This window comes from Arthrobacter sp. ZGTC212, from assembly GCF_002929255.1.
In the GTDB taxonomy this organism is placed as follows: Bacteria; Actinomycetota; Actinomycetes; order Actinomycetales; family Micrococcaceae; genus Arthrobacter_B; species Arthrobacter_B sunyaminii.
The window spans coordinates 732,063-749,935 of record NZ_PJIJ01000003.1 but is presented as its reverse complement, the minus strand read 5'-3'; the positions used below and the strand labels follow the sequence as shown (position 1 = coordinate 749,935).

16 protein-coding genes are annotated in these 17,873 nt (G+C 64.7%); 3 read left to right on the top strand and 13 right to left on the bottom strand.

The window, feature by feature from the left end:
• Positions 1 to 198, top strand: a 198-nt coding sequence (locus tag CXQ89_RS18655) for a hypothetical protein (RefSeq protein WP_219815621.1), incomplete at its 5' end; no start/stop codon positions are given.
• A gap of 302 nt (positions 199 to 500) precedes the next feature.
• Here CXQ89_RS18655 and tyrS read toward each other — a convergent pair.
• The 3 genes from tyrS to CXQ89_RS15600 form a co-directional block, all read right to left on the bottom strand.
• Positions 501 to 1,820, bottom strand: coding sequence for a tyrosine--tRNA ligase (gene tyrS, locus CXQ89_RS15610; protein ID WP_258060133.1), 1,320 nt, complete (start codon positions 1,818 to 1,820; stop codon positions 501 to 503).
• Between the two features lie 13 nt (positions 1,821 to 1,833).
• On the bottom strand, positions 1,834 to 4,101 hold the full coding sequence (locus tag CXQ89_RS15605; protein WP_104161889.1) for a UvrD-helicase domain-containing protein: 2,268 nt from the start codon (positions 4,099 to 4,101) through the stop codon (positions 1,834 to 1,836).
• Positions 4,102 to 4,267: 166 nt separating this feature from the next.
• Positions 4,268 to 4,825, bottom strand: coding sequence for an adenine phosphoribosyltransferase (locus CXQ89_RS15600; RefSeq protein WP_181032392.1), 558 nt, complete (start codon positions 4,823 to 4,825; stop codon positions 4,268 to 4,270).
• Positions 4,826 to 5,002: 177 nt separating this feature from the next.
• Between CXQ89_RS15600 and CXQ89_RS15595 the strand changes: the two genes are divergently transcribed.
• Positions 5,003 to 5,998 carry an aldo/keto reductase gene (locus tag CXQ89_RS15595; RefSeq protein WP_104161888.1) on the top strand — a complete coding sequence of 332 codons (996 nt, stop codon included), beginning with the start codon at positions 5,003 to 5,005 and terminating at the stop codon, positions 5,996 to 5,998.
• Positions 5,999 to 6,071: 73 nt separating this feature from the next.
• Here the strand turns inward: CXQ89_RS15595 and CXQ89_RS15590 are convergent, their stop codons facing one another.
• Positions 6,072 to 6,713 (bottom strand): DNA-3-methyladenine glycosylase, encoded by a 642-nt coding sequence (locus CXQ89_RS15590; RefSeq protein WP_104161887.1) that lies wholly within the window; start codon positions 6,711 to 6,713, stop codon positions 6,072 to 6,074.
• A 54-nt stretch (positions 6,714 to 6,767) separates the two neighbouring features.
• Positions 6,768 to 7,616: an SRPBCC domain-containing protein gene (locus CXQ89_RS15585; protein ID WP_104055449.1), complete on the bottom strand. Its 849-nt coding sequence runs from the start codon at positions 7,614 to 7,616 to the stop codon at positions 6,768 to 6,770.
• 549 nt (positions 7,617 to 8,165) lie between these two features.
• Between CXQ89_RS15585 and CXQ89_RS15580 the strand changes: the two genes are divergently transcribed.
• The gene (locus CXQ89_RS15580; protein ID WP_181032391.1) at positions 8,166 to 9,593 is read left to right on the top strand and encodes an HNH endonuclease signature motif containing protein; all 1,428 of its coding nucleotides are present in this window, start codon (positions 8,166 to 8,168) and stop codon (positions 9,591 to 9,593) included.
• A gap of 76 nt (positions 9,594 to 9,669) precedes the next feature.
• Here CXQ89_RS15580 and CXQ89_RS15575 read toward each other — a convergent pair whose 3' ends face one another.
• The 8 genes from CXQ89_RS15575 to argB form a co-directional block, all read right to left on the bottom strand.
• Positions 9,670 to 10,476 carry a maleylpyruvate isomerase family mycothiol-dependent enzyme gene (locus tag CXQ89_RS15575; protein WP_104161885.1) on the bottom strand — a complete coding sequence of 269 codons (807 nt, stop codon included), beginning with the start codon at positions 10,474 to 10,476 and terminating at the stop codon, positions 9,670 to 9,672.
• Positions 10,477 to 10,605: 129 nt separating this feature from the next.
• Positions 10,606 to 11,124, bottom strand: coding sequence for a pyridoxal 5'-phosphate synthase (locus CXQ89_RS15570; protein ID WP_104161884.1), 519 nt, complete (start codon positions 11,122 to 11,124; stop codon positions 10,606 to 10,608).
• 150 nt (positions 11,125 to 11,274) lie between these two features.
• A complete protein-coding gene (argH, locus tag CXQ89_RS15565) occupies positions 11,275 to 12,732 on the bottom strand; it encodes an argininosuccinate lyase (protein ID WP_104161883.1) in 1,458 nt (485 codons plus the stop codon).
• A gap of 3 nt (positions 12,733 to 12,735) precedes the next feature.
• A complete protein-coding gene (locus tag CXQ89_RS15560) occupies positions 12,736 to 13,944 on the bottom strand; it encodes an argininosuccinate synthase (RefSeq protein WP_104161882.1) in 1,209 nt (402 codons plus the stop codon).
• 97 nt (positions 13,945 to 14,041) lie between these two features.
• A complete protein-coding gene (locus CXQ89_RS15555) occupies positions 14,042 to 14,578 on the bottom strand; it encodes an arginine repressor (protein WP_104055443.1) in 537 nt (178 codons plus the stop codon).
• Entirely contained in the window at positions 14,575 to 15,558 is a 984-nt protein-coding gene (gene argF / locus CXQ89_RS15550; protein ID WP_104161881.1) for an ornithine carbamoyltransferase, read from the bottom strand. The genes CXQ89_RS15555 and argF overlap by 4 nt, the downstream gene beginning before the upstream one ends.
• The gene (locus CXQ89_RS15545; RefSeq protein WP_104161880.1) at positions 15,555 to 16,952 is read right to left on the bottom strand and encodes an acetylornithine transaminase; all 1,398 of its coding nucleotides are present in this window, start codon (positions 16,950 to 16,952) and stop codon (positions 15,555 to 15,557) included. Before CXQ89_RS15545 ends, argF begins: the two co-directional genes overlap by 4 nt.
• Positions 16,949 to 17,872, bottom strand: coding sequence for an acetylglutamate kinase (gene argB / locus CXQ89_RS15540; protein WP_104055440.1), 924 nt, complete (start codon positions 17,870 to 17,872; stop codon positions 16,949 to 16,951). Before argB ends, CXQ89_RS15545 begins: the two co-directional genes overlap by 4 nt.
• Between the last annotated feature and the right edge of the window lies 1 nt (position 17,873).

Below are 17,873 nucleotides of genomic sequence, written 5' to 3'. Positions count from 1 at the left end.
CGGAAACAACCAGTTCAACCAATTAAAATAATTGGTATCAATAAACTTGGCACACTATTGAGTTCTCAAACAACAGATGCATCCGAAATACTCGGAAAAACAAAGAATGTTTTTCTTTTCTCTTCGCTGCAGTGTTTCTTTATTCTATTTCATCCGGACCGTTTTAGCAATTCCGCGGTATTCGCGGTAATTAGCTGAAACAACCGTTTGAACCCGCCACAAAGCACTCGGATGAAATCCGCTGCTGTGTTTTTGGGCTGTTGCCGGATCCGGGAGCCTTGCCAGCGGACCATGTTCGCCAGGCACTCACCGGGGCAACTCACTAAACTTTACACACCCTCCGGCATGGGTGCAAGCCGGCAGCGTGTGATCTGCTGCACCCCGGACAGGCACCCTGCACGCAAGGGAAAAGGCCGGCCCCCGGCCTCCTCACGCCCCTGGATTTCCAAGGCGTGCGGAGCCGAAAGCCGGCCTCCACCTGATCGGCAGGATGAGCTCCCCTAACCTGCGCTAACTTCCACCGTTGCCAGGGTGCGCTTGCCGCGGCGCAGCAGCAGGTACTTGCCGTGCAGCAGCTCATCCCCGTCAATAACGGCATCCGCGTCCGTGACCTTGCGGTTGTTCACATATGCTCCGCCTTCGGCAACCGTCCGGCGCGCGGCCGAGTTGCTGGCTGACAGGCCGGAGGCAACGAGCAGATCGATAATCCCCAGGCTGTTGCGGTCCACCACTACCCGCGGCAGTTCCGCCGTGGCCGCGGTCAGGGTTGCTTCATCCAGCTCGGTGATTTCACCCTGCCCAAACAATGCGGCAGAAGCGGCAATAACCTTCTCGGTTGCTTCGGCGCCGTGAATCAGCGACGTCACGTCGTAAGCAAGCCGGCGCTGGGCCGCACGCTTGTGCGGTTCCTCCGCCACAGAGCGGGCCAGCTCCTCAATTTCCGCCTTGGAGAGGAAGGTGAAGACCTTGAGCCGGTCAACGACGTCGGCGTCGGAAGTGTTCAGCCAGAACTGGTACATCGCGTACGGGCTGGTCATGGTGCCGTCCAACCAGATGGCGTTGCCCTCGCTCTTGCCGAACTTGGTGCCGTCAGAGTTGGTAATCAGCGGAGTGCCCAGGGCGTGGACACTCTTGCCCTCGACCTTGCGCACCAGTTCGGTCCCGGAGGTGAGGTTGCCCCACTGGTCCGAGCCGCCGGTTTCCAGCACACAGTTGTAGTCGCGGAAGAGCTGGAGGTAGTCCATGCCCTGCAGCACCTGGTAGCTGAACTCCGCGTAGGAGATGCCCTCATCGGAATTCAGGCGCGAGGAGACAATCTCCTTCTTGATCATGGTGCCCACCCGGAAGTGCTTGCCGATGTCACGGAGGAAGTCGATGGCACTCATAGGCGCGGTCCAGTCAAGGTTGTTGACCATCTGCGCGGCGTTGTCCCCCTCAAAGCTGAGGAAGCGCTGCACCTGTCCCTGCAGGTAGCCGACCCATTCCGAGACGGTTTCCTTGGTGTTCATGGTGCGTTCCGCCGTCGGACGCGGATCTCCCACCAGGCCGGTGGAGCCGCCCACGAGGGCGAGCGGCCGGTGACCGGCCAGCTGCAGGCGGCGCATGGTCAGCAGCTGCACCAGGTTTCCCAGGTGCAGGCTCGGCGCCGTCGGATCGAAGCCGCAATAATAGGTGATCGATTCCCCGGCGAGCAGTTTCTCAAGTTCGGCCTCATCCGTGGAGACATGGACCAGTCCACGCCACTTCAGCTCCTGCCAAACATTCTCGAACGTCGAATCATTCTTTTGGGCGCTCAGGCCCACTGGGGTTTCGGTAGTCACGTCTTCCAAAATATCAGTCTTCGTCATCAATAATTCCGGCGGGAACCGGACGTGCCGCAATAAGACGCAGGCGCTGCGTCGGACGGGTCATCGCCACATACAGGTCCCCGACTTTCCCGGCCGCTGCGGTCAGGAGCTCTTCGGGCTCCAGGATGACGACGCCGTCGAACTCCAGTCCCTTCGCCTCCCGTGGCGAGGTGACCACAATGTCCTGCTCCAAACCGCCGGCACCCGTGCCCAGCCGCTTTCCGTAAACAGCCCCGACTTCGCGGCGGACGGCCTCGAGGTGGTGCTCCTCGGCGATAATTGCAAGGAGTCCGCCCTCGAGCGCTTCCAGGTCCTCCGGCAGAGTCTCCATCAGGCGGTCAACCAGCCCGCCATCGGGAACCCGGTCGATGAAGGGCGCCCAGCGTCCCTCGCGCACCGCCTTGGGAGCGGACACCACCAGACCAGCCGCGTTGGCCATGCGCACGGCGGCTTCGGCAATCTGCGCGGGGGTGCGGTAGTTCACCGTGAGCTCTTCGAGGGTCCAGCGGTCCCCCACGAACGGCGTCAGCGCCTGCTGCCAGGAAGTGGCACCGGCAGCAGAGCTGGTTTGGGCAATGTCCCCCACAACGGTGAAGGACTTCAGCGGGCAGCGCCGCATCAGCAGGCGCCACTGCATGGCGGAAAGCTCCTGCGCCTCATCCACCACAATGTGCCCGAAGGCCCAGGTGCGGTCGACGGCGGCGCGGTCGGCCGCGGTCAGGCGGGCCTCCCCCACGGTGTTGTGGTCAGCCAGATCCTCGGCGGACAGGATGCCGTGGGCACCGGAGTCCTCCAGGAACCCTTCCGTATTCTCGATGGCGCGCTCGGCGTTGGCCAGGTCCCGCTTGCGCTGCTCTTCGCGCATGGCGTGGTCGCGTCCGGCGGAAGCATCCAGCTCGCCCAGCAGTTCGGCGGCCTCGTCCAGCAGCGGAACATCCGCTTCCGTCCAGGGTGCGTCCGGGCTGCGGCGCAGCAGTGCGATTTCTTCGGCGCTCAGATCGGGGGCCGCACCTTCAAGGTGTCCGGGCTTGCTGAACAGTTCAGACAGCAGCTTCTGAGGCGTCATCGGCATCCAGCACAGGTTCAGCGCCACGCGCACGTCCCGGGAGCTGCGGACATCCTCGGCCAGGTAGGCCCGGTCAGTGCTGTTGCCTGCACCGGAGGACTCTTCCAGCTGTTCGGTCAACTGCTCGGTGAGTTCGCGCAGGAGGATCTTCACGAAGGTCACGCGGGCCTCGTTGTGCGGCTTGCCGGTCGCGCGTGCCCGGTCGCGGGCGCGCTGGACCATCTTGGGCGTCAGCAGGAGGATGGTTCCCTCCACGTTGAGTTTCCGCGGTTCCAGCGGCAGGCGCTGACGGTTCGCGACGGCGCGGGCCACCACGTCGGCCATCGAAATGCGGCCCTTGATCTCGGCGACCTGCGCGTCCTCTTCCGGGACAGCGGCGATGCCGGGCATCAGCTGTCCAAGGCTGGACATGACGACGCCGGTCTCACCCAGCGACGGAAGGACGCGTTCGATGTACCGGATGAAGGCGTTGGAGGGGCCGACCAGCAGCACGCCGGCGGACTTGAGCCGTTCACGGTGCGTGTACAGCAGGTACGCGGCACGGTGGAGCGCGACGGCGGTTTTTCCGGTTCCCGGGCCACCCTGCACCACGAGTGTGCCGGCGAGGGGTGCCCGGATGATGCGGTCCTGCTCGGCCTGGATGGTGCCGACAATGTCAGACATCTGTCCGGTGCGCTTGGAGTTCAGGGCTGCCAGCAGGGCGCCTTCGCCCTGGAGTGCTTCTTCTTCCTCGAGCATGCTGTAGTCCAGCACATCGTCTTCGATGGCCTGGACGTTCCGGCCCTTCAGGATCAGGTGGCGCCGCCGTCGGACGCCCTGGCGTTCAAAAGCGGTGGCCTGATAAAAGGTGCCGGCTTCCGGCGCCCTCCAGTCCACCATGAGCCGTTGCAGGTCAGCAGTGGAGAGGCCGATCCGGCCGATGTACCGCTCCTCGCCGTCGTCAAGATCCAGACGGCCGAAAACCAGGCGGTCATCCACGGCATTCAGCTGCGCCAGGCGGTCCTCATACATGGTGGCGAAGGCATCGCGCTCGGAGCGGTTTTGATGTGAACCGGCAGAATGGCTGCGGCGCACCTGGGCCAGCTGCTCGCGCTTTTCTTCACGCAGTTCATCGAGTCGCTGGTACAAACCGGCGACGTAGTGTCGCTCGTGTTCCAGCTCGTGGTGGGCAGAAGACGTTTCAGGCATGTTCGCGTTCCCTCTCGCAAAGGCAGACCCACAAGTTTAGCGTGCATTTGGACTTTTTCCATGCACTGAGCTATTTAAGTGACGCCGGCCCTTGCCGGATGGGTCTAAGTGCGCCTCCGTCCGGAGCCGCGGTGGTACTCCGCCGGATGGAAGAGCGTAAAAAGGGCTAGTAGCCCAGGAGAGCGTGGACGGGGTAACCCTCGAGTGCGGCGCGGCCGCCGAGATCCTTCAGTTCCAGTACGACGCCGAATCCGGCCACTGTGCCGCCGGCCTTTTCGATGAGCCGGGCGGTGGCGCTGAGGGTGCCGCCGGTGGCAAGCACATCATCCATGATCAGCACCCGGGAGCCGGCGGGGATGTCGTCCTGGTGGACTTCCAGCGTGTTCTCGCTGTATTCCATCGAGTAGCTCTCGGAGAACACTCGGCGCGGCAGCTTGCCTGGCTTGCGGATGGTGATGACGCCCTTGTCAGCCGCATAGGCAGCGGCTGCTGCGAGGAGGAAGCCGCGCGCTTCAACCCCGGCCACGTAATCGAAGCGGCCCTCATACTCGGCCAGCAATGCGTCCACGACGCCGCGGAAGGCAGGACCGTCAGCGAAGACGGGTGTCAGGTCACGAAAGACGACGCCCGGCTTGGGATAATCCGGCACAACTGCGCCCAGTCGTTCGATGGTGTCAGCAATGGGTTCAGTACTCTGTGCGGCGTCCGCAGGCGTTTCTTTCACCCGTTCACCTTACCCGCTCCGACGCGGGTCCTCTTGGCTGGAAGGGCCCGCTGTGGCACTTGTCTCGGCGGCGCGCGTTGCCGGAAGGGGGCGGAATAAAGGCCATTGGGAGGCGGTTGCCGCATTTGAGCGGGTCCTTCGGAGAGGGCCCGGAATCAACAGCGAGGATTAAAACACATGGTTAGCCTGCACGAAGTGCTGAAGAACAAAATCGGATTCGGGACAGCTCCGCTGGGAAACATGTTCCGGGACATTCCCCAGGACGAGGCCCTTGCCACCGTTGAGGCCGCCTGGAACGAAGGTATCCGTTACTTCGATACCGCTCCGTTCTACGGGGCCGGGCTGGCGGAATCCCGGCTGGGCGAGGTTCTGTCCGGAAAGAACCGTGATGAGTATGCGCTCAGCACCAAGGTGGGGCGGCTGATCCTGGACGAAGAGGAAGAGAAAGACTCAGGCCTGTTCACACACGGGCGCTCCAACAAAATCGCCACGGATTACACGGCCGATGCCACGCTGCGGTCCATCGAGGAAAGCCTGGCGCGGCTGAAAACCGACCGTCTGGACTTTGTCTTCATCCATGACACGTCCCGGGACTTCCTGGGCGACGAATGGGTGGCCAAGTTCGATGAGGCCCGGACCGGTGCGTTCCGCGTTCTGGCCCGGCTGCAGGATGAGGGCGTGATTAGCGGCTGGGGCTTGGGGGTCAATACGACCGAGCCCATCGAGCTGGCCATGGACATGGATGTGGCGGCTCCGACCATGAGCCTCTCCGCCACGCAGTACACCCTGCTGCAGCATGAGCGTGCCCTGCAGCGCATGATGCCCGCTGCACAGGAAAAGGGTGTGGGAATCGTCGTCGGCGGTCCGTTCAACTCCGGTGCCCTGCTGGGCGGGGACTACTTCGATTACGCGGAGATTCCTCCGGCGGTCAAGGAGCGGATCGCGCGGCTGACGGCAATCGCCCGGCGGCACGACGTGAGCCTGAAGGCAGCTGCGCTGCAGTTCTCCACGGCCCACCCCGCTGTGGCTGCGGTCATCCCCGGTTCCAGCCGGCCCGAGCGCGTCGCTGAGGATATCGCGGCCATGAAGGCACAGATTCCCGGCGCCTTCTGGGACGAGCTGCTGGAAAATAAGCTGATCTCCGCACAGGCGCCTCTGCCTGGCGGCGAATAGAGGGTCCTGCCGGCAGGCGGCGTCGGGAGTGATCATCCCCGACGCCGCCTGTGTGTTTATCCGGTATTTCCGGCTAACGGGCCGTTGCACCGGCTGGCCGGCGCTTGGCCTGGGCCGGACGGTATTTGGAAACTGTTGGATCCCCGGTCAGCCAGTACCGCCAGGGATACTCGTCCGTACCTCCGGCTCCGCTGACACCTACCCGAGGTCCGACGGACACTTTTTCCGCCGGGACGGGCTCCGCCGGCAGTTCCAGACGCAGCGGGGCGGCAAAGACATCGGCGCCGTCGAGAGCACGGTCGATTCCCAATGCCTGGGCCAGCCTAGCGGGGCCGCGGGCCAGATCCAGATCGGTCCGCGGGTTGTTGCGGCGCATCCTGGCGGTTTCAATTCCGCTGACAATTTCACCCGCCCGGAGCAGCAGCCCGGTGGCATGGCCGTCCTCGCCGCACACCACGTTGGCGCAGTAGTGCATTCCATAAGTGAAGTAGACGTAGAGATGGCCGGCCGGGCCGAACATGGTGTTGTTCCGGGCGGTGCGGCCACGGAACGCGTGGGAGCCGGGATCAACGTCCCCCATGTAGGCCTCTACTTCGGTGACGCGAACACTCACCGGTTCCCCGCCGTCGTCGTGCGTCAATACTGATCCCAGCAGATGGCGTGCGGCCTCCGTTGCGGGCACCGCAAGCCGTGACCTCTCGCTTTTGTCTTCCATCCTTCGACCGTAACAATTGCGGAGCCGTCCCGTGGAATCGTGCAGCTTCCGAAACTAAACCATGGGCCGGTAGAACCGCTCCAACGCTGCCAAGCGGTGCGAATTCGGATGCGGCATGCCGCCGTCGAGCTGGTCGCGTGCGGAGTCTAAAGCCATGTGCCAGCCAGCCAGCAAAGCAGCGGTCTGGTCCTGGCTTCCGGTCACGGGCTGGCGGACGGTGACCCTGGTTTCCTCGCCGTCGTTGGTCATCTCCAGCTCCGCTTCCCCGCCAACTCTGAGCCTGCGGCCGGCGGCATCAACGGCGGCCTCCACATCCTCCGCCGGGGCCCGGTACCAACGGTCAAAGACCAGTTCAGCGTCGGACCCCGAGCCGGTGACCAGCCCCATGGTGGGCGAGACGTCGAAATCTTCCGCATACGCATCCCGAAGAGCCAGCCACGTTTCCATGCTGTCCCGGGCGGGTTCCTCTCCTGCCGCAACGGAAGCGAAAGCGGCCAAAATACCTTGCCACCCGGCACTGCCCTCGGCGAGGAAATCCGGGGTGTCGGTCCGGGAACGGAACAGCAGCAGTGCTCCCCCGCTGCTTGCCAGGACCTGCCATTCCAGCACGGACTCCGATCCCAGCTGGTCCTCCCATGTGATCTGAAGGCTCGAGCGCGGTTCCAGCTGGAGCACGGTTCCGAAGCTGGATCCGCCGTCCATCTCCAGCGTGTATTCCTTGCCTAATTGCCACTCGGGGCTCAACTGGCCGAGCCAGCGCGAAATCTTCTCCGGATTCGTCAGAATGTCCCAGATATGGGCCGTGGGGTAATCGAACTGACGGTCGAAGGCCACCGCGTATCCGTCGGAAAGCCTCTCGATTCGGCCTTCTGGAACGGGGGCGGAAGTGATCTGTCCAGGCATGGCAGGGTCCTCCTGTCCGGGTACGGCCGGAATGGGGTTTTGTTCAGCGTAGCCCTTGGCCGGGCGGATCCGTAAGGTTCTGCGCGCACTTCAGCCACCGGATACGGGTACTGGCTTTCGTGCAGAAATTACCTGATTTGCCGGCGGTCCTCAGCGGGCGAAAAGGTCGGTGGCGGCTGACAGGCTTATGCCATGAAGACGACGACGGTGTGCGGCTCCCGGATAGATCCTCCTCCCGATCCCCTATGGCTTCCGGATGCCGATTGGTCCGCGGAGGTGTTGGAGTTTTGGAAGGTCGCGGAGGAGGGCTCGGTTTTCTCGGCGGCGCAGTTCTCGGAAGCGCAGTTCTCTGCGGGGCAGGCTTGCGCCAGTACTTCCGCGCCGAATCCGGAGTGGGGCACGCCGAAGGGACTCACCGGTTCCTTGGTACTGGGCTCCGCCGATTCCCTGAACCAGGAATTGACGGGCGCCGCCTTGCAACGACTGAGGGTTTTGGACGGCTGGACAGCATCAGCGCGGGCTCGACTCATACATCGGCAGCATCAGCTGATGGTTGAGGATCTTGAGCAGTTCAACAGGAAGCGTGCCGCCGAGGATTCAGCTTGCGGGCGGCCCGCCGTTGCGCGAAAGGTGGATCCGGCCCTTGCCTTTACTCTTGCGGCCACTGAGATCGCCACCCTGCTCGGGATCCCGGAAGGAACAGCAAGGGTCCTGGTTGATGAGTCCGACGAGTTGTGCGAACGTTGCCCGGAGACTTTGGCCTTGCTGGAAAAGGCGGAGATCAATCCCGCTCAGGCCCGCACCATCCTGGATCAGACGCGCTCACTTATCGCGGAGGAAATGCCGGCCGGAATTTCCCGTTCACCCGGTGCCACGGCCGGACAGGTTTTTCCTGCCGGTGCCGCACGCGCCATGGAACAGGAACTTCTGAAGATGGCTCCGGGCCTGACCAATGCCCAGTTGGTTCGAAAGGCACGCCGCCTGCGGGAAAGGAGCTACCCGGAAACCATCCGGGTCCGTCATCAGACAGCGTTCGAGCAGCGGAGGGTCTGGTTCCAGCCGCAGCCCGATGGCATGGGACACCTCACCGCATATCTTCCTGCCGACAAAGGGCAGAGCATCTTCGGTGCGCTGACCGGAGCGGCACGCGGCGAACAGTTGCTGGGCGATCCGCGGTGCCTGGACCAGCTGCGCACCGACATCCTTGCGTCCCTGCTCCTGCACACTTCCGAACCTTGGGTTGGAAAGCCACATAGCACCCAGACTCCGGACAGTGACGTTCCGGATGACGATGAGGCTGTGGACATTGAGGCTCGGGACATTGAGGCTCCAGACAACGCATACACCCGGGAACTCGGCAACGAACCCGGCACAACGGAGGTCCCCTACGTCGGAGCCGGCAAACCGTTCGATGTTCCGCCCCTGCCTTCCGGTTCGGTCCCGGAGATCATGGTCCTGATAAACGCTGAAACGCTGTTTGGCGTCGACGACGCCCCTGCCGAACTTGCCGGCTACGGATCGATCAGCGCGCAGGAAGCGCGGCGGCTCGCCCGCACAGCATGCCGGTGGACCGGATTGGCCCAAGACCCCCAGACGGGCGAGATTCTGGGAGTTGGGCGGCGTCGAAAGGTGCCGTCCGGACTGCGGAGATGGCTGCAGGCGAGGGACCAAACCTGCCGCTTCCCGGGCTGCAGTACCGGTGCTGCCCGGACCGAAATAGACCACGCCATACCGTGGGCACAAGGCGGCCCGACCGAACACTGGAACTTGGCGAACCTTTGCAAGAAACACCACCGACTCAAGACCCTGGGCCATTGGAAGGCCCGGCAGGTTTCGCCGGGGGTCTTGGAGTGGATCTCGCCTCTCGGACGTCGTTACCAGACTCAGCCGGAACTCACGCTTGGACACCTTCGGGCGCCTCGGACAGCTGACTCGGACTCCGAACCAGAAGTTGAGGAGTCACCACCGCCGTTCTAACCCGGCTGATGCCTGAGGCTGGATCCCGTCTTTCGCGCGCCTGTACCGGCTGTTGGTTACCGGCTGCTGGCCGGGACTATTTGGCGGGAATGCCTGACGGCCAGGGCAGCAGTTTGGGAAGGTCGATACCGTCCGCGGCTGCCTCGGCCCGCAGGCTGCCCAGGTTAGGGGTTCTTCCGGCGAGCCAGGCGGCAATGTCTGTAGCCATACCATTTACTGACACGGTGCTGCCGGTTGTGGCGAAGGTTTGAGTACCGGTATTTCCGGTAAGCACACGCGGGGCCATGCCGAAGGGCTGCAGCCTCACCCGTACTCCAGCAGGAACGCGGGCGGAGAGGAAATCGAACAGGTGCTCGCAGAATAGCGGTGACCAGCTGTCGGCTTCGCTGCCGGTGCCCAAGTCGGTTGCATGGATCACGAGTTCCCGCCACAGGGCCAGTCCCCCGTCCCGCACGACTCCGTCACGGTAGGAAATGGGTGCGTGCCAGTCCTCGTCACTGAGGTCGCGGAAGGCCGACAAGGCACGATCCAATGCTGCGTCCAGCTCTGCGCGAAGCCGGTCTGCCGAACGAACGGAACCCTCTTCGATGGCACGGTTGCGGCCGTCAGAACCGCCGTTGTACAACTCAATGGTTTCGCCCCGGGCCGCATAGTCCAGCTGGCGTGCCATGGCATCGGCAACACCAGCCACGTGCGCCAGAACATGTCCGCGGGACCAGCCCGGGAGCCGGGAGGGAGCACGGACATCGGCGTCTGTCAGAGAGGCGACGCGGCTCCGAAAATCCGCTGCAGCAGTCCCCACATTGGACAGCAGCTGGGAGGAGGGGGGACGTTCCGGGGACTTGGGAACAGACGAACCCGGAGCATTAGAAAAACCAGTCATTGACCCACCTTATGGGAGGCGGAGCATTTCGCCACGCAGCGGCGCTGGCCCAGTGGATGCGTGCCGCCGCAGGCCCAGTGGATGCGTGCCGCCGGTGGCCGATGGGACAGGTGGAACCTAAAGTCAAAATCAGAGCTGGTAGCGGTGGCGGATGTGGTGCCGGCCCGGGTCTGCCTGCCAAAATTCGATCTCGGACGGTTGCAGCGCATACACCTGCCACTGCGGGTTCTCAGAACCATCGGCTCCCGGCCTTTCCTCCCAGTCCCGTGCCGAGACCGCATCGGACAGCAGGACAACGGCGCCGGCCACCCGGATTTGCCGTCCCAGCTCGGACCAGTAGAAGTTCATGGCCGCACGGGGATTCGCCTCGAGCTCGCTGCCCTTCCGCGAGGTTCGGGAGGTGGCAAAGTGCCAGCCGTCGTCGTCGAGATCTTTCAGGATGAGCATCCGTGAGGACAGGTTCCCGCCCGCGTCGGCCGTGGCCAGCGAAAAGGCATGGGGCTGGCGGACGCCCGCGGCCAGGGCGTCCTCCAGCCAGGAGCGGAACAGCTCAGCTGGATCGGCAGGCGCGCCAGCGCGGTCGAAGCCCGGCAGATCCTCCGGAAAATCGGGCAGGGCACGCAGCATCAGCCGGAAGGAGTCACTCATGGCCTAAGGGTAGCCGCTGGATATGTGGCACGCCCACGGCCCTCGAAACCAAATGAAAAGGAGCCTAAGAGAAGCCGAAAGGACCCCGGAAAGGCATCAGCTCTCCGGGGTCCTTTCCGAGGGTTGCGTGTATTCAGGCAGCGGACCGGGTCACACAGCGTAGCTGCGAGCTGTCTCCAGCTCGGACTTCAGCGCAGTCAGCTGCGCTTCCACGGCAGACCGGGCCGTGCCGCCCTGCGCGCTGCGGCTGTTCAGCGAACCTTCAGTGCTCAGCACGTTCCGCACTTCAGGGGTCAGATGCTCCGAAATGCCGGCATAGTCCTCGTCGGTCAGGTCCCACAGTTCGACGCCGCGGCTTTCGGCCAGCTGTACAGCAGCACCGGAGAGCTCGTGGGCTTCCCGGAAGGGAACGCCCTGGCGAACCAGCCACTCAGCAATGTCCGTGGCCAGGGCGAAGCCCTGCGGTGCCAGCGCCTGCATGCGCTCAGTGTTGAACGTGAGCGTGGCGATCATGCCGGAGACCGCCGGAAGCAGGACCTCCAGCGTGTCGGCGGCGTCGAAAACCGGCTCCTTGTCTTCCTGCAGGTCACGGTTGTACGCCAGCGGCAGTCCCTTCAGCGTGGCCAGCAGGCCGGTGAGGTCACCAATCAGGCGGCCGGCCTTGCCGCGGGCCAGCTCGGCCACATCCGGGTTCTTCTTCTGCGGCATGATGGACGACCCGGTGGAGAACGCATCGTCCAAGGTCACGAAGGAGAACTCCTTGGTGGCCCAAATGATGATTTCCTCGCTGATCCGGGACAGGTCCACGCCGATCATGGCGGCAACCCAGGAGAACTCCGCGTAGACGTCACGCGAGGCGGTGCCGTCAATGGAGTTCCAGACCGCTGAGTCAAAGCCCAGCTCGGCAGCCACTGCATTGGGATCCAGCCCGAGCGAAGAACCGGCCAGGGCACCGGAGCCGTAGGGTGACACCGCAGCCCGCTTATCCCAGTCCATCAAACGCTGCACATCGCGCAGCAAAGCCCAGGCATGCGCCAGCAGGTGGTGGCTGAGCAGCACGGGCTGGGCGTGCTGCAGATGGGTGCGGCCGGGCATGGCCACACCGAGGTGCTTCTCGGCCTGCTCCAGGAGGGCATCGACCGTGGCCAGGACACCGGTGGCGATAATGCGGGCGTGGTCGCGCAGGTACATCCGTCCCAGCGTGGCGATCTGGTCGTTGCGGGACCGGCCGGCTCGGAGCTTGCCGCCCAGCGCAGGACCGGCGCGCTCAATGAGTCCGCGCTCCAGGGAACCGTGCACGTCCTCATCCGAATCGGCGGGGACATAGGCACCCGAGCGGACATCGGCGTCGAGCGCGTCCAGGGCGGCGAGCATGCCCGCCAGCTCCTCGTCGTCGAGCAAGCCGGCTGTGTGCAGCACGCGGGCGTGCGCACGGGAGCCGGCAATGTCGTAGCCGGCAAGCCGCCAGTCGAAGTGGGTGGACTTGCTCAGCGCCGCGAGGGCGTCAGCGGGACCGCCTGCAAAGCGGCCGCCCCACAAAGCGCCCTGGACGGTGGAACCCGCAGCTGCGGTTCCGGCCGGTTCAACCGGCGGCTTGCCGTGATTCATTTCCTACTTACCTTCTGCCAAACGCTGGTCGCGGCCGGAGGCCACCTTGGAGGACATGCCGAACAGCTCAATGAAGCCGCGGGCCATGGACTGGTCAAAGCTGTCACCGGTGTCGTAGGTGGCCAGGTTGAAGTCATACAGCGAGGAGTCGGAACGGCGTCCGGTTACCACTGCACGGCCACCCTGCATGTTCATGCGGATGTCGCCGGAGACGTACTTCTGGGTGTCCTCGACAAAGGCGTCCAGGGACTTCTTCAGCGGGGAGAACCACTGGCCGTCGTAGACCAGCTCGGTCCAGCGCTGGCCAACGGTCTTCTTGAACCGGGCCTGCTCGCGCTCCACCGTGACGTTTTCCAGTTCGCGGTGTGCCTGCATGAGGGCCATGGCACCCGGAGCTTCATAGATTTCGCGGCTCTTGATACCGACAAGGCGGTCTTCGACAATGTCGATGCGGCCGATGCCCTGGGCGCCGGCACGGCGGTTCATTTCTTCGATGGCCTGCAGCGGCGTGACGGGCTTGCCGTCGATCGCCACCGGAACGCCTTCCTTGAAGGTGATGACCACTTCGTCGGCGGGAAGGCCGGCAGCGGGATCGGAGGTGTACTCGTACACGTCCGGGGTGGGGCCGTTCCAGATGTCTTCCAGGAAGCCGGTTTCCACGGCGCGTCCCCAGACGTTGGCGTCGATGGAGAACGGGTTCTTCTTGGTGGTGACGATCGGCAGGTTCTTTTCCTCGGCAAAGGCGATGGCCTTGTCACGGGTCAGGGCCAGGTCGCGGACCGGGGCGATGCACTTCAGGTCCGGGCCCAGGGTCTGGATGCCGACTTCAAAGCGGACCTGGTCGTTGCCCTTGCCGGTGCAGCCGTGGGACACGGTGGTGGCGCCGAACTCACGGGCGGCAGCGACAAGGTGCTTCACGATGACCGGACGCGACAGGGCGGAGACCAGCGGGTAGGAATCCATGTACAGGCCGTTGGCCTTCAGCGCCGGCATGCAGTACTCGGAAGCGAATTCGTCCCGGGCATCTGCAACGTAGGCTTCGACGGCGCCGCAGGCCAGGGCGCGCTGGCGGATGGTTTCCAGGGATTCGCCGCCCTGTCCGACGTCCACGGCCACGGCGATAACCTCAGCACCGGTTGCTTCGGCGATCCAGCCGATGGCCACCGAAGTATCAAGGCCTCCGGAGTAGGCCAATACAATGCGTTCGCTCACGAAATATGCTCCTCTTGCGTTGTGCGCAGCCGTAGACGGCTGCCTGTCGATGAAAGTAGATGAAAGTTGTTGGGTCCGGTGCCTGCCGAAACCGGCGTCACAGGATGCGGCTGTCCGGGGCCTGCCCGTTGGCGGTGGCCTCGTCCGCGATTCGCAGGAAGCGCGCCGCCACGTCGGCGCCGCCGTCGGGCTCGCGGGTGACCATTACCACCGTATCGTCACCGGCAATGGTGCCCAGAATGGACGGCAACACTGAATGGTCGATGGCCAGGGCCAGGAAGTTCGCGGCGCCCGGAGGAGTCCGCAGCACCACAATGTTGCCCGAGGCCTCCGCCGTGACCAGCAGTTCCCCGCACAATCGGGCCAGGCGGGCATCCAGGACTTCCGCTGAAACCCCCGACTGCGGCGCCCGCTGTCCTCCCTCGGAAGGCACCGCGTATACCAGCACCCCCTCGTTGCCGCGCATCCGCACCGCGCCCAGCTCCACCAGGTCCCGGGACAGCGTGGCCTGGGTGACCTGGACGCCGTCGTCCGCGAGCAGCGCAGCGAGCTCCGCCTGGGACCGGACCGACCGGCTGGTCAGCAGCGTGCGGATGCGGGCCTGGCGTGCAGTCTTGGTTGCCGGCATGCTCATGCTGCACCCCCGGAAACTGCCTGACCCTCCGGAACTCCGGTCAGGCCCGAGCGCGCCATCAGCCACACCATGAGCGCTTTCTGCGCGTGCAGGCGGTTCTCTGCTTCATCCCAGACCAGCGACTGCGGGCCATCGATGACGTCGGCAGAGATTTCGTAGCCGCGGTAGGCGGGCAGGCAGTGCAGGACGACGGCGTCGTCCGCTGCCTGCGCCATCGCTGCGGCGTCCACGGCGAAGCTGCGGAACAGCTCGGAACGGGCCGCCTTTTCGTCCTCCTGGCCCATGGAGACCCAGGTGTCGGTGGCGACGACGTCGGCTCCGGCCAGTGCTTCGGCGGGATCGGTGGTGATCATCACCGATCCGCCGGTTTCTTCGGCACGTGCGGCAGCGGCGTCAACAATCAGCGGATCCGGCAGGTAGCCGATCGGACCGGCGACCCGGACGTGCATTCCCGCAGTGACGCATGCCAGCAGGTAGGAGTTGGCCATGTTGTTGGCGCAGTCCCCCAGATAAGTCAGGGTGAGGCCGGCGAGGGTGCCCTTGTGCTCACGGATGGTCATGAGGTCAGCCAGCAGCTGGCACGGGTGGTAGTCATCCGAGAGCGCGTTGATTACCGGAACCCGCGAAGCCGCAGCCATTTCTTCGAGCCCGGACTGCGCGTAGGTGCGCCAGACGATGGTGGACACCATGCGTTCCAGCACCTTGGTGGTGTCCGTGACGCTTTCCTTGTGCCCGAGCTGGGACTCCCCGGCACCGATGATGAGCGGAACACCGCCCAGGTCGGAAATGCCCGCAGCAAAGGAAACCCGGGTGCGGGTGGAGGTCTTGTCGAAGATCACGGCGACCGTCTGCCGGCCGGTGGATTCGCCGGCATAGGGCTGGTATTTGTAGCGGTCCTTCTTCAACAGGTCAGCCAGGTCCAGCACCTCGGTCTGCTCGGCCTGGGTGAGGTCGGTGTCGACCAGGAAATGGCGGGTCATGATTTTCCTTCGGTTGTTGCGGGGGCAGGGGCTTGCCCGTTAGTTGCAGCCTGTCCGTTAGTTGTAGCTGGTCCGGTGGCAGATGCTGGTCCGGTGACGGCGGCTGAGGTGTCCTGGGCGGCACGGGCGGCGGCCAGGATTCCCGGCAGTGCATCAACAAAGGAATCGGCCTGTGCCGCGGTCAGGATCAGCGGCGGCGCCAGGCGCAGGGTCCGCGGCCCGGTGGCGTTAATGATGAATCCGGCCTCCAGGGCAGCTGTCACGGCGGCCGGTGCAATCTCGTCGGCCAGGTCGAAGCCGATGAGCAGGCCCGCCCCCCGGACTTCGGTGACGCCGGGAACGGTTGCCACCGCCGTCCGCAGGTGCTCGCCGGTCTGTTGCACCTGCTCCAGGAGCCCGGTGGATTCAATCACGTGCAGCGTAGCCAGCGAGGCGGCGGTGGCCACGGGGTTGCCGCCAAAGGTGGTGCCGTGCTGGCCGGCGGTCAGCAGCGAGGACACGCTTTCGCCGAAGGTGATCAGTGCGCCGACGGGGAAACCGCCGCCCAGACCCTTGGCCAGGGTCATGGCGTCCGGCAGAACCCCTTCGGAGGCAAACCACGCTCCGGTGCGGCCGATGCCGGTCTGGACTTCGTCCACGATCAGCAGGGCGCCTGCAGCTGAAGTGATGTCGCGGGCTGCCTGCAGGTATCCGGCGGGCAGCGGAACCACACCGGCTTCGCCCTGGATGGGCTCGACGAAGACGGCGGCCACGGTGTCATCCACTGCAGCGCGCAGGGCCTCGACGTCGCCGAAGGCAATGTGCTCCACTCCCCCGGGCAGCGGTTCGAACGGCGCCCGGTAAGCCTTCTTGGCCGTCAGAGCCAGCGCCCCGAGGGTCCGGCCGTGGAATGCGCCCTCCAGCGCGATGATGCGGGTGCGCTGCGGGTTGCCGTCGGCCGCCGTTCCGGTATTGCGCCGGGCCAGCTTGAACGCCGCCTCGTTGGCTTCGGTGCCGGAGTTGGCAAAGAAGACCTTGGAACCAACGGGAGCCCCGGAAAGCTGGAGCAGCTTTTCCGCCAGAGCCACCTGTGTGGGGCTGGTGAAGAAGTTGGAGACATGGCCCAGCGTGGCGAGCTGGCTGCTGATCACCGAGGTCAGGAACGGATGGGCATGGCCGAGTGCGTTGACGGCAATGCCGCCGAGCAGGTCCAGGTAGGGCTTGCCGTCGGCGTCCCAGACGGTGCACCCGCTGCCGCGGACGAGTACCCGCTGCGGGGTGCCGAAGACCCCCATCAGCGAGGAGCCGTAACGCTGCAGCCAGTCCTCCGATGACCCCGTGAGCCCGTCGAGGACGGTTTCCGCGGCGCTGGGGTTCGTCTGGATCTGTGTCTGGATCTGGGAAACGTCGCTCATGCCTGCTCCTCCGGAACAACCTGGGTGCCAATGCCGGCGGTGGTGAAAACCTCCAGCAGCATGGAATGGGCCATCCGGCCGTCCACCACCGCTGCCCGGTCCACCCCGCCGTCAACCGCCGTGAGGCAGGCCTGCATCTTCGGAATCATGCCGGCTTCCAGGGAGGGCAGCATGTCGCGCAGCTCCCCCGCGGTCAGCGCGGAAATCAGGGAGGTCTTGTCCGGCCAATTCGAGTACAGTCCCTCAACATCGGTCAGCACCACCAGACGTGAAGCACCAAGTGCCACGGCCAGGGCGGCGGCGGCAGTATCCGCGTTCACGTTCAACACCGCGCTGGTGAGCCCGCCGTCGGCGTCAACCTCGGGAGCCACCGTGGAAATGACCGGAATGCGTCCGGCTTCGAGCAGGTCAACGATGGCGCCGGGATTGACTCCGGTCACCTCGCCGACCTGGCCCAGGTCCACTTCCTGGCCGTCGATTACGGTTCCGATGCGTGTTGCCTGCAACAGCCCGGCGTCTTCGCCGGAGAGTCCGACGGCGTACGGGCCGTGCGCGTTGATCATGCCTACCAGCTCGCGGCCCACCTGGCCGGTGAGCACCATGCGGACGGCGTCCATGGCTTCGGGGGTGGTCACACGCAGTCCGCCCTTGAATTCGGACTTGATGCCCAGGCGTTCCAACAGGGAATTGATCTGCGGGCCGCCGCCGTGCACCACCACCGGACGCACTCCGACGTGGTGCAGAAAAACGATGTCCTCGGCGAAGGCGCGGCGCAGGTCATCGTTGACCATGGCGTTGCCGCCGTACTTGATCACCATGATGCTGCCGGCAAACCGCTGGATCCACGGCAGCGCTTCGATGAGGGTGGCGGCCTTGTCCTGGGCGGCCAGTTGTTCCCGAACTTCTGCTGTTGTGCTCATG

Excerpts from the sequence above, each read along its gene's own strand:
- CXQ89_RS15555 (WP_104055443.1), bottom strand. The coding sequence starts at position 14,578 with ATGAGCATGCCGGCAACCAAGACTGCACGCCAGGCCCGCATCCGCACG.
- CXQ89_RS15605 (WP_104161889.1), bottom strand. The coding sequence starts at position 4,101 with ATGCCTGAAACGTCTTCTGCCCACCACGAGCTGGAACACGAGCGACAC.
- argB (WP_104055440.1), bottom strand. The coding sequence starts at position 17,872 with ATGAGCACAACAGCAGAAGTTCGGGAACAACTGGCCGCCCAGGACAAG.
- argH (WP_104161883.1), bottom strand. The coding sequence starts at position 12,732 with ATGAATCACGGCAAGCCGCCGGTTGAACCGGCCGGAACCGCAGCTGCG.
- CXQ89_RS15595 (WP_104161888.1), top strand. The coding sequence starts at position 5,003 with ATGGTTAGCCTGCACGAAGTGCTGAAGAACAAAATCGGATTCGGGACA.
- CXQ89_RS15585 (WP_104055449.1), bottom strand. The coding sequence starts at position 7,616 with ATGCCTGGACAGATCACTTCCGCCCCCGTTCCAGAAGGCCGAATCGAG.
- argF (WP_104161881.1), bottom strand. The coding sequence starts at position 15,558 with ATGACCCGCCATTTCCTGGTCGACACCGACCTCACCCAGGCCGAGCAG.
- CXQ89_RS15575 (WP_104161885.1), bottom strand. The coding sequence starts at position 10,476 with ATGACTGGTTTTTCTAATGCTCCGGGTTCGTCTGTTCCCAAGTCCCCG.
- CXQ89_RS15580 (WP_181032391.1), top strand. The coding sequence starts at position 8,166 with ATGGTTGAGGATCTTGAGCAGTTCAACAGGAAGCGTGCCGCCGAGGAT.
- CXQ89_RS15570 (WP_104161884.1), bottom strand. The coding sequence starts at position 11,124 with ATGAGTGACTCCTTCCGGCTGATGCTGCGTGCCCTGCCCGATTTTCCG.
- CXQ89_RS15590 (WP_104161887.1), bottom strand. The coding sequence starts at position 6,713 with ATGGAAGACAAAAGCGAGAGGTCACGGCTTGCGGTGCCCGCAACGGAG.
- CXQ89_RS15545 (WP_104161880.1), bottom strand. The coding sequence starts at position 16,952 with ATGAGCGACGTTTCCCAGATCCAGACACAGATCCAGACGAACCCCAGC.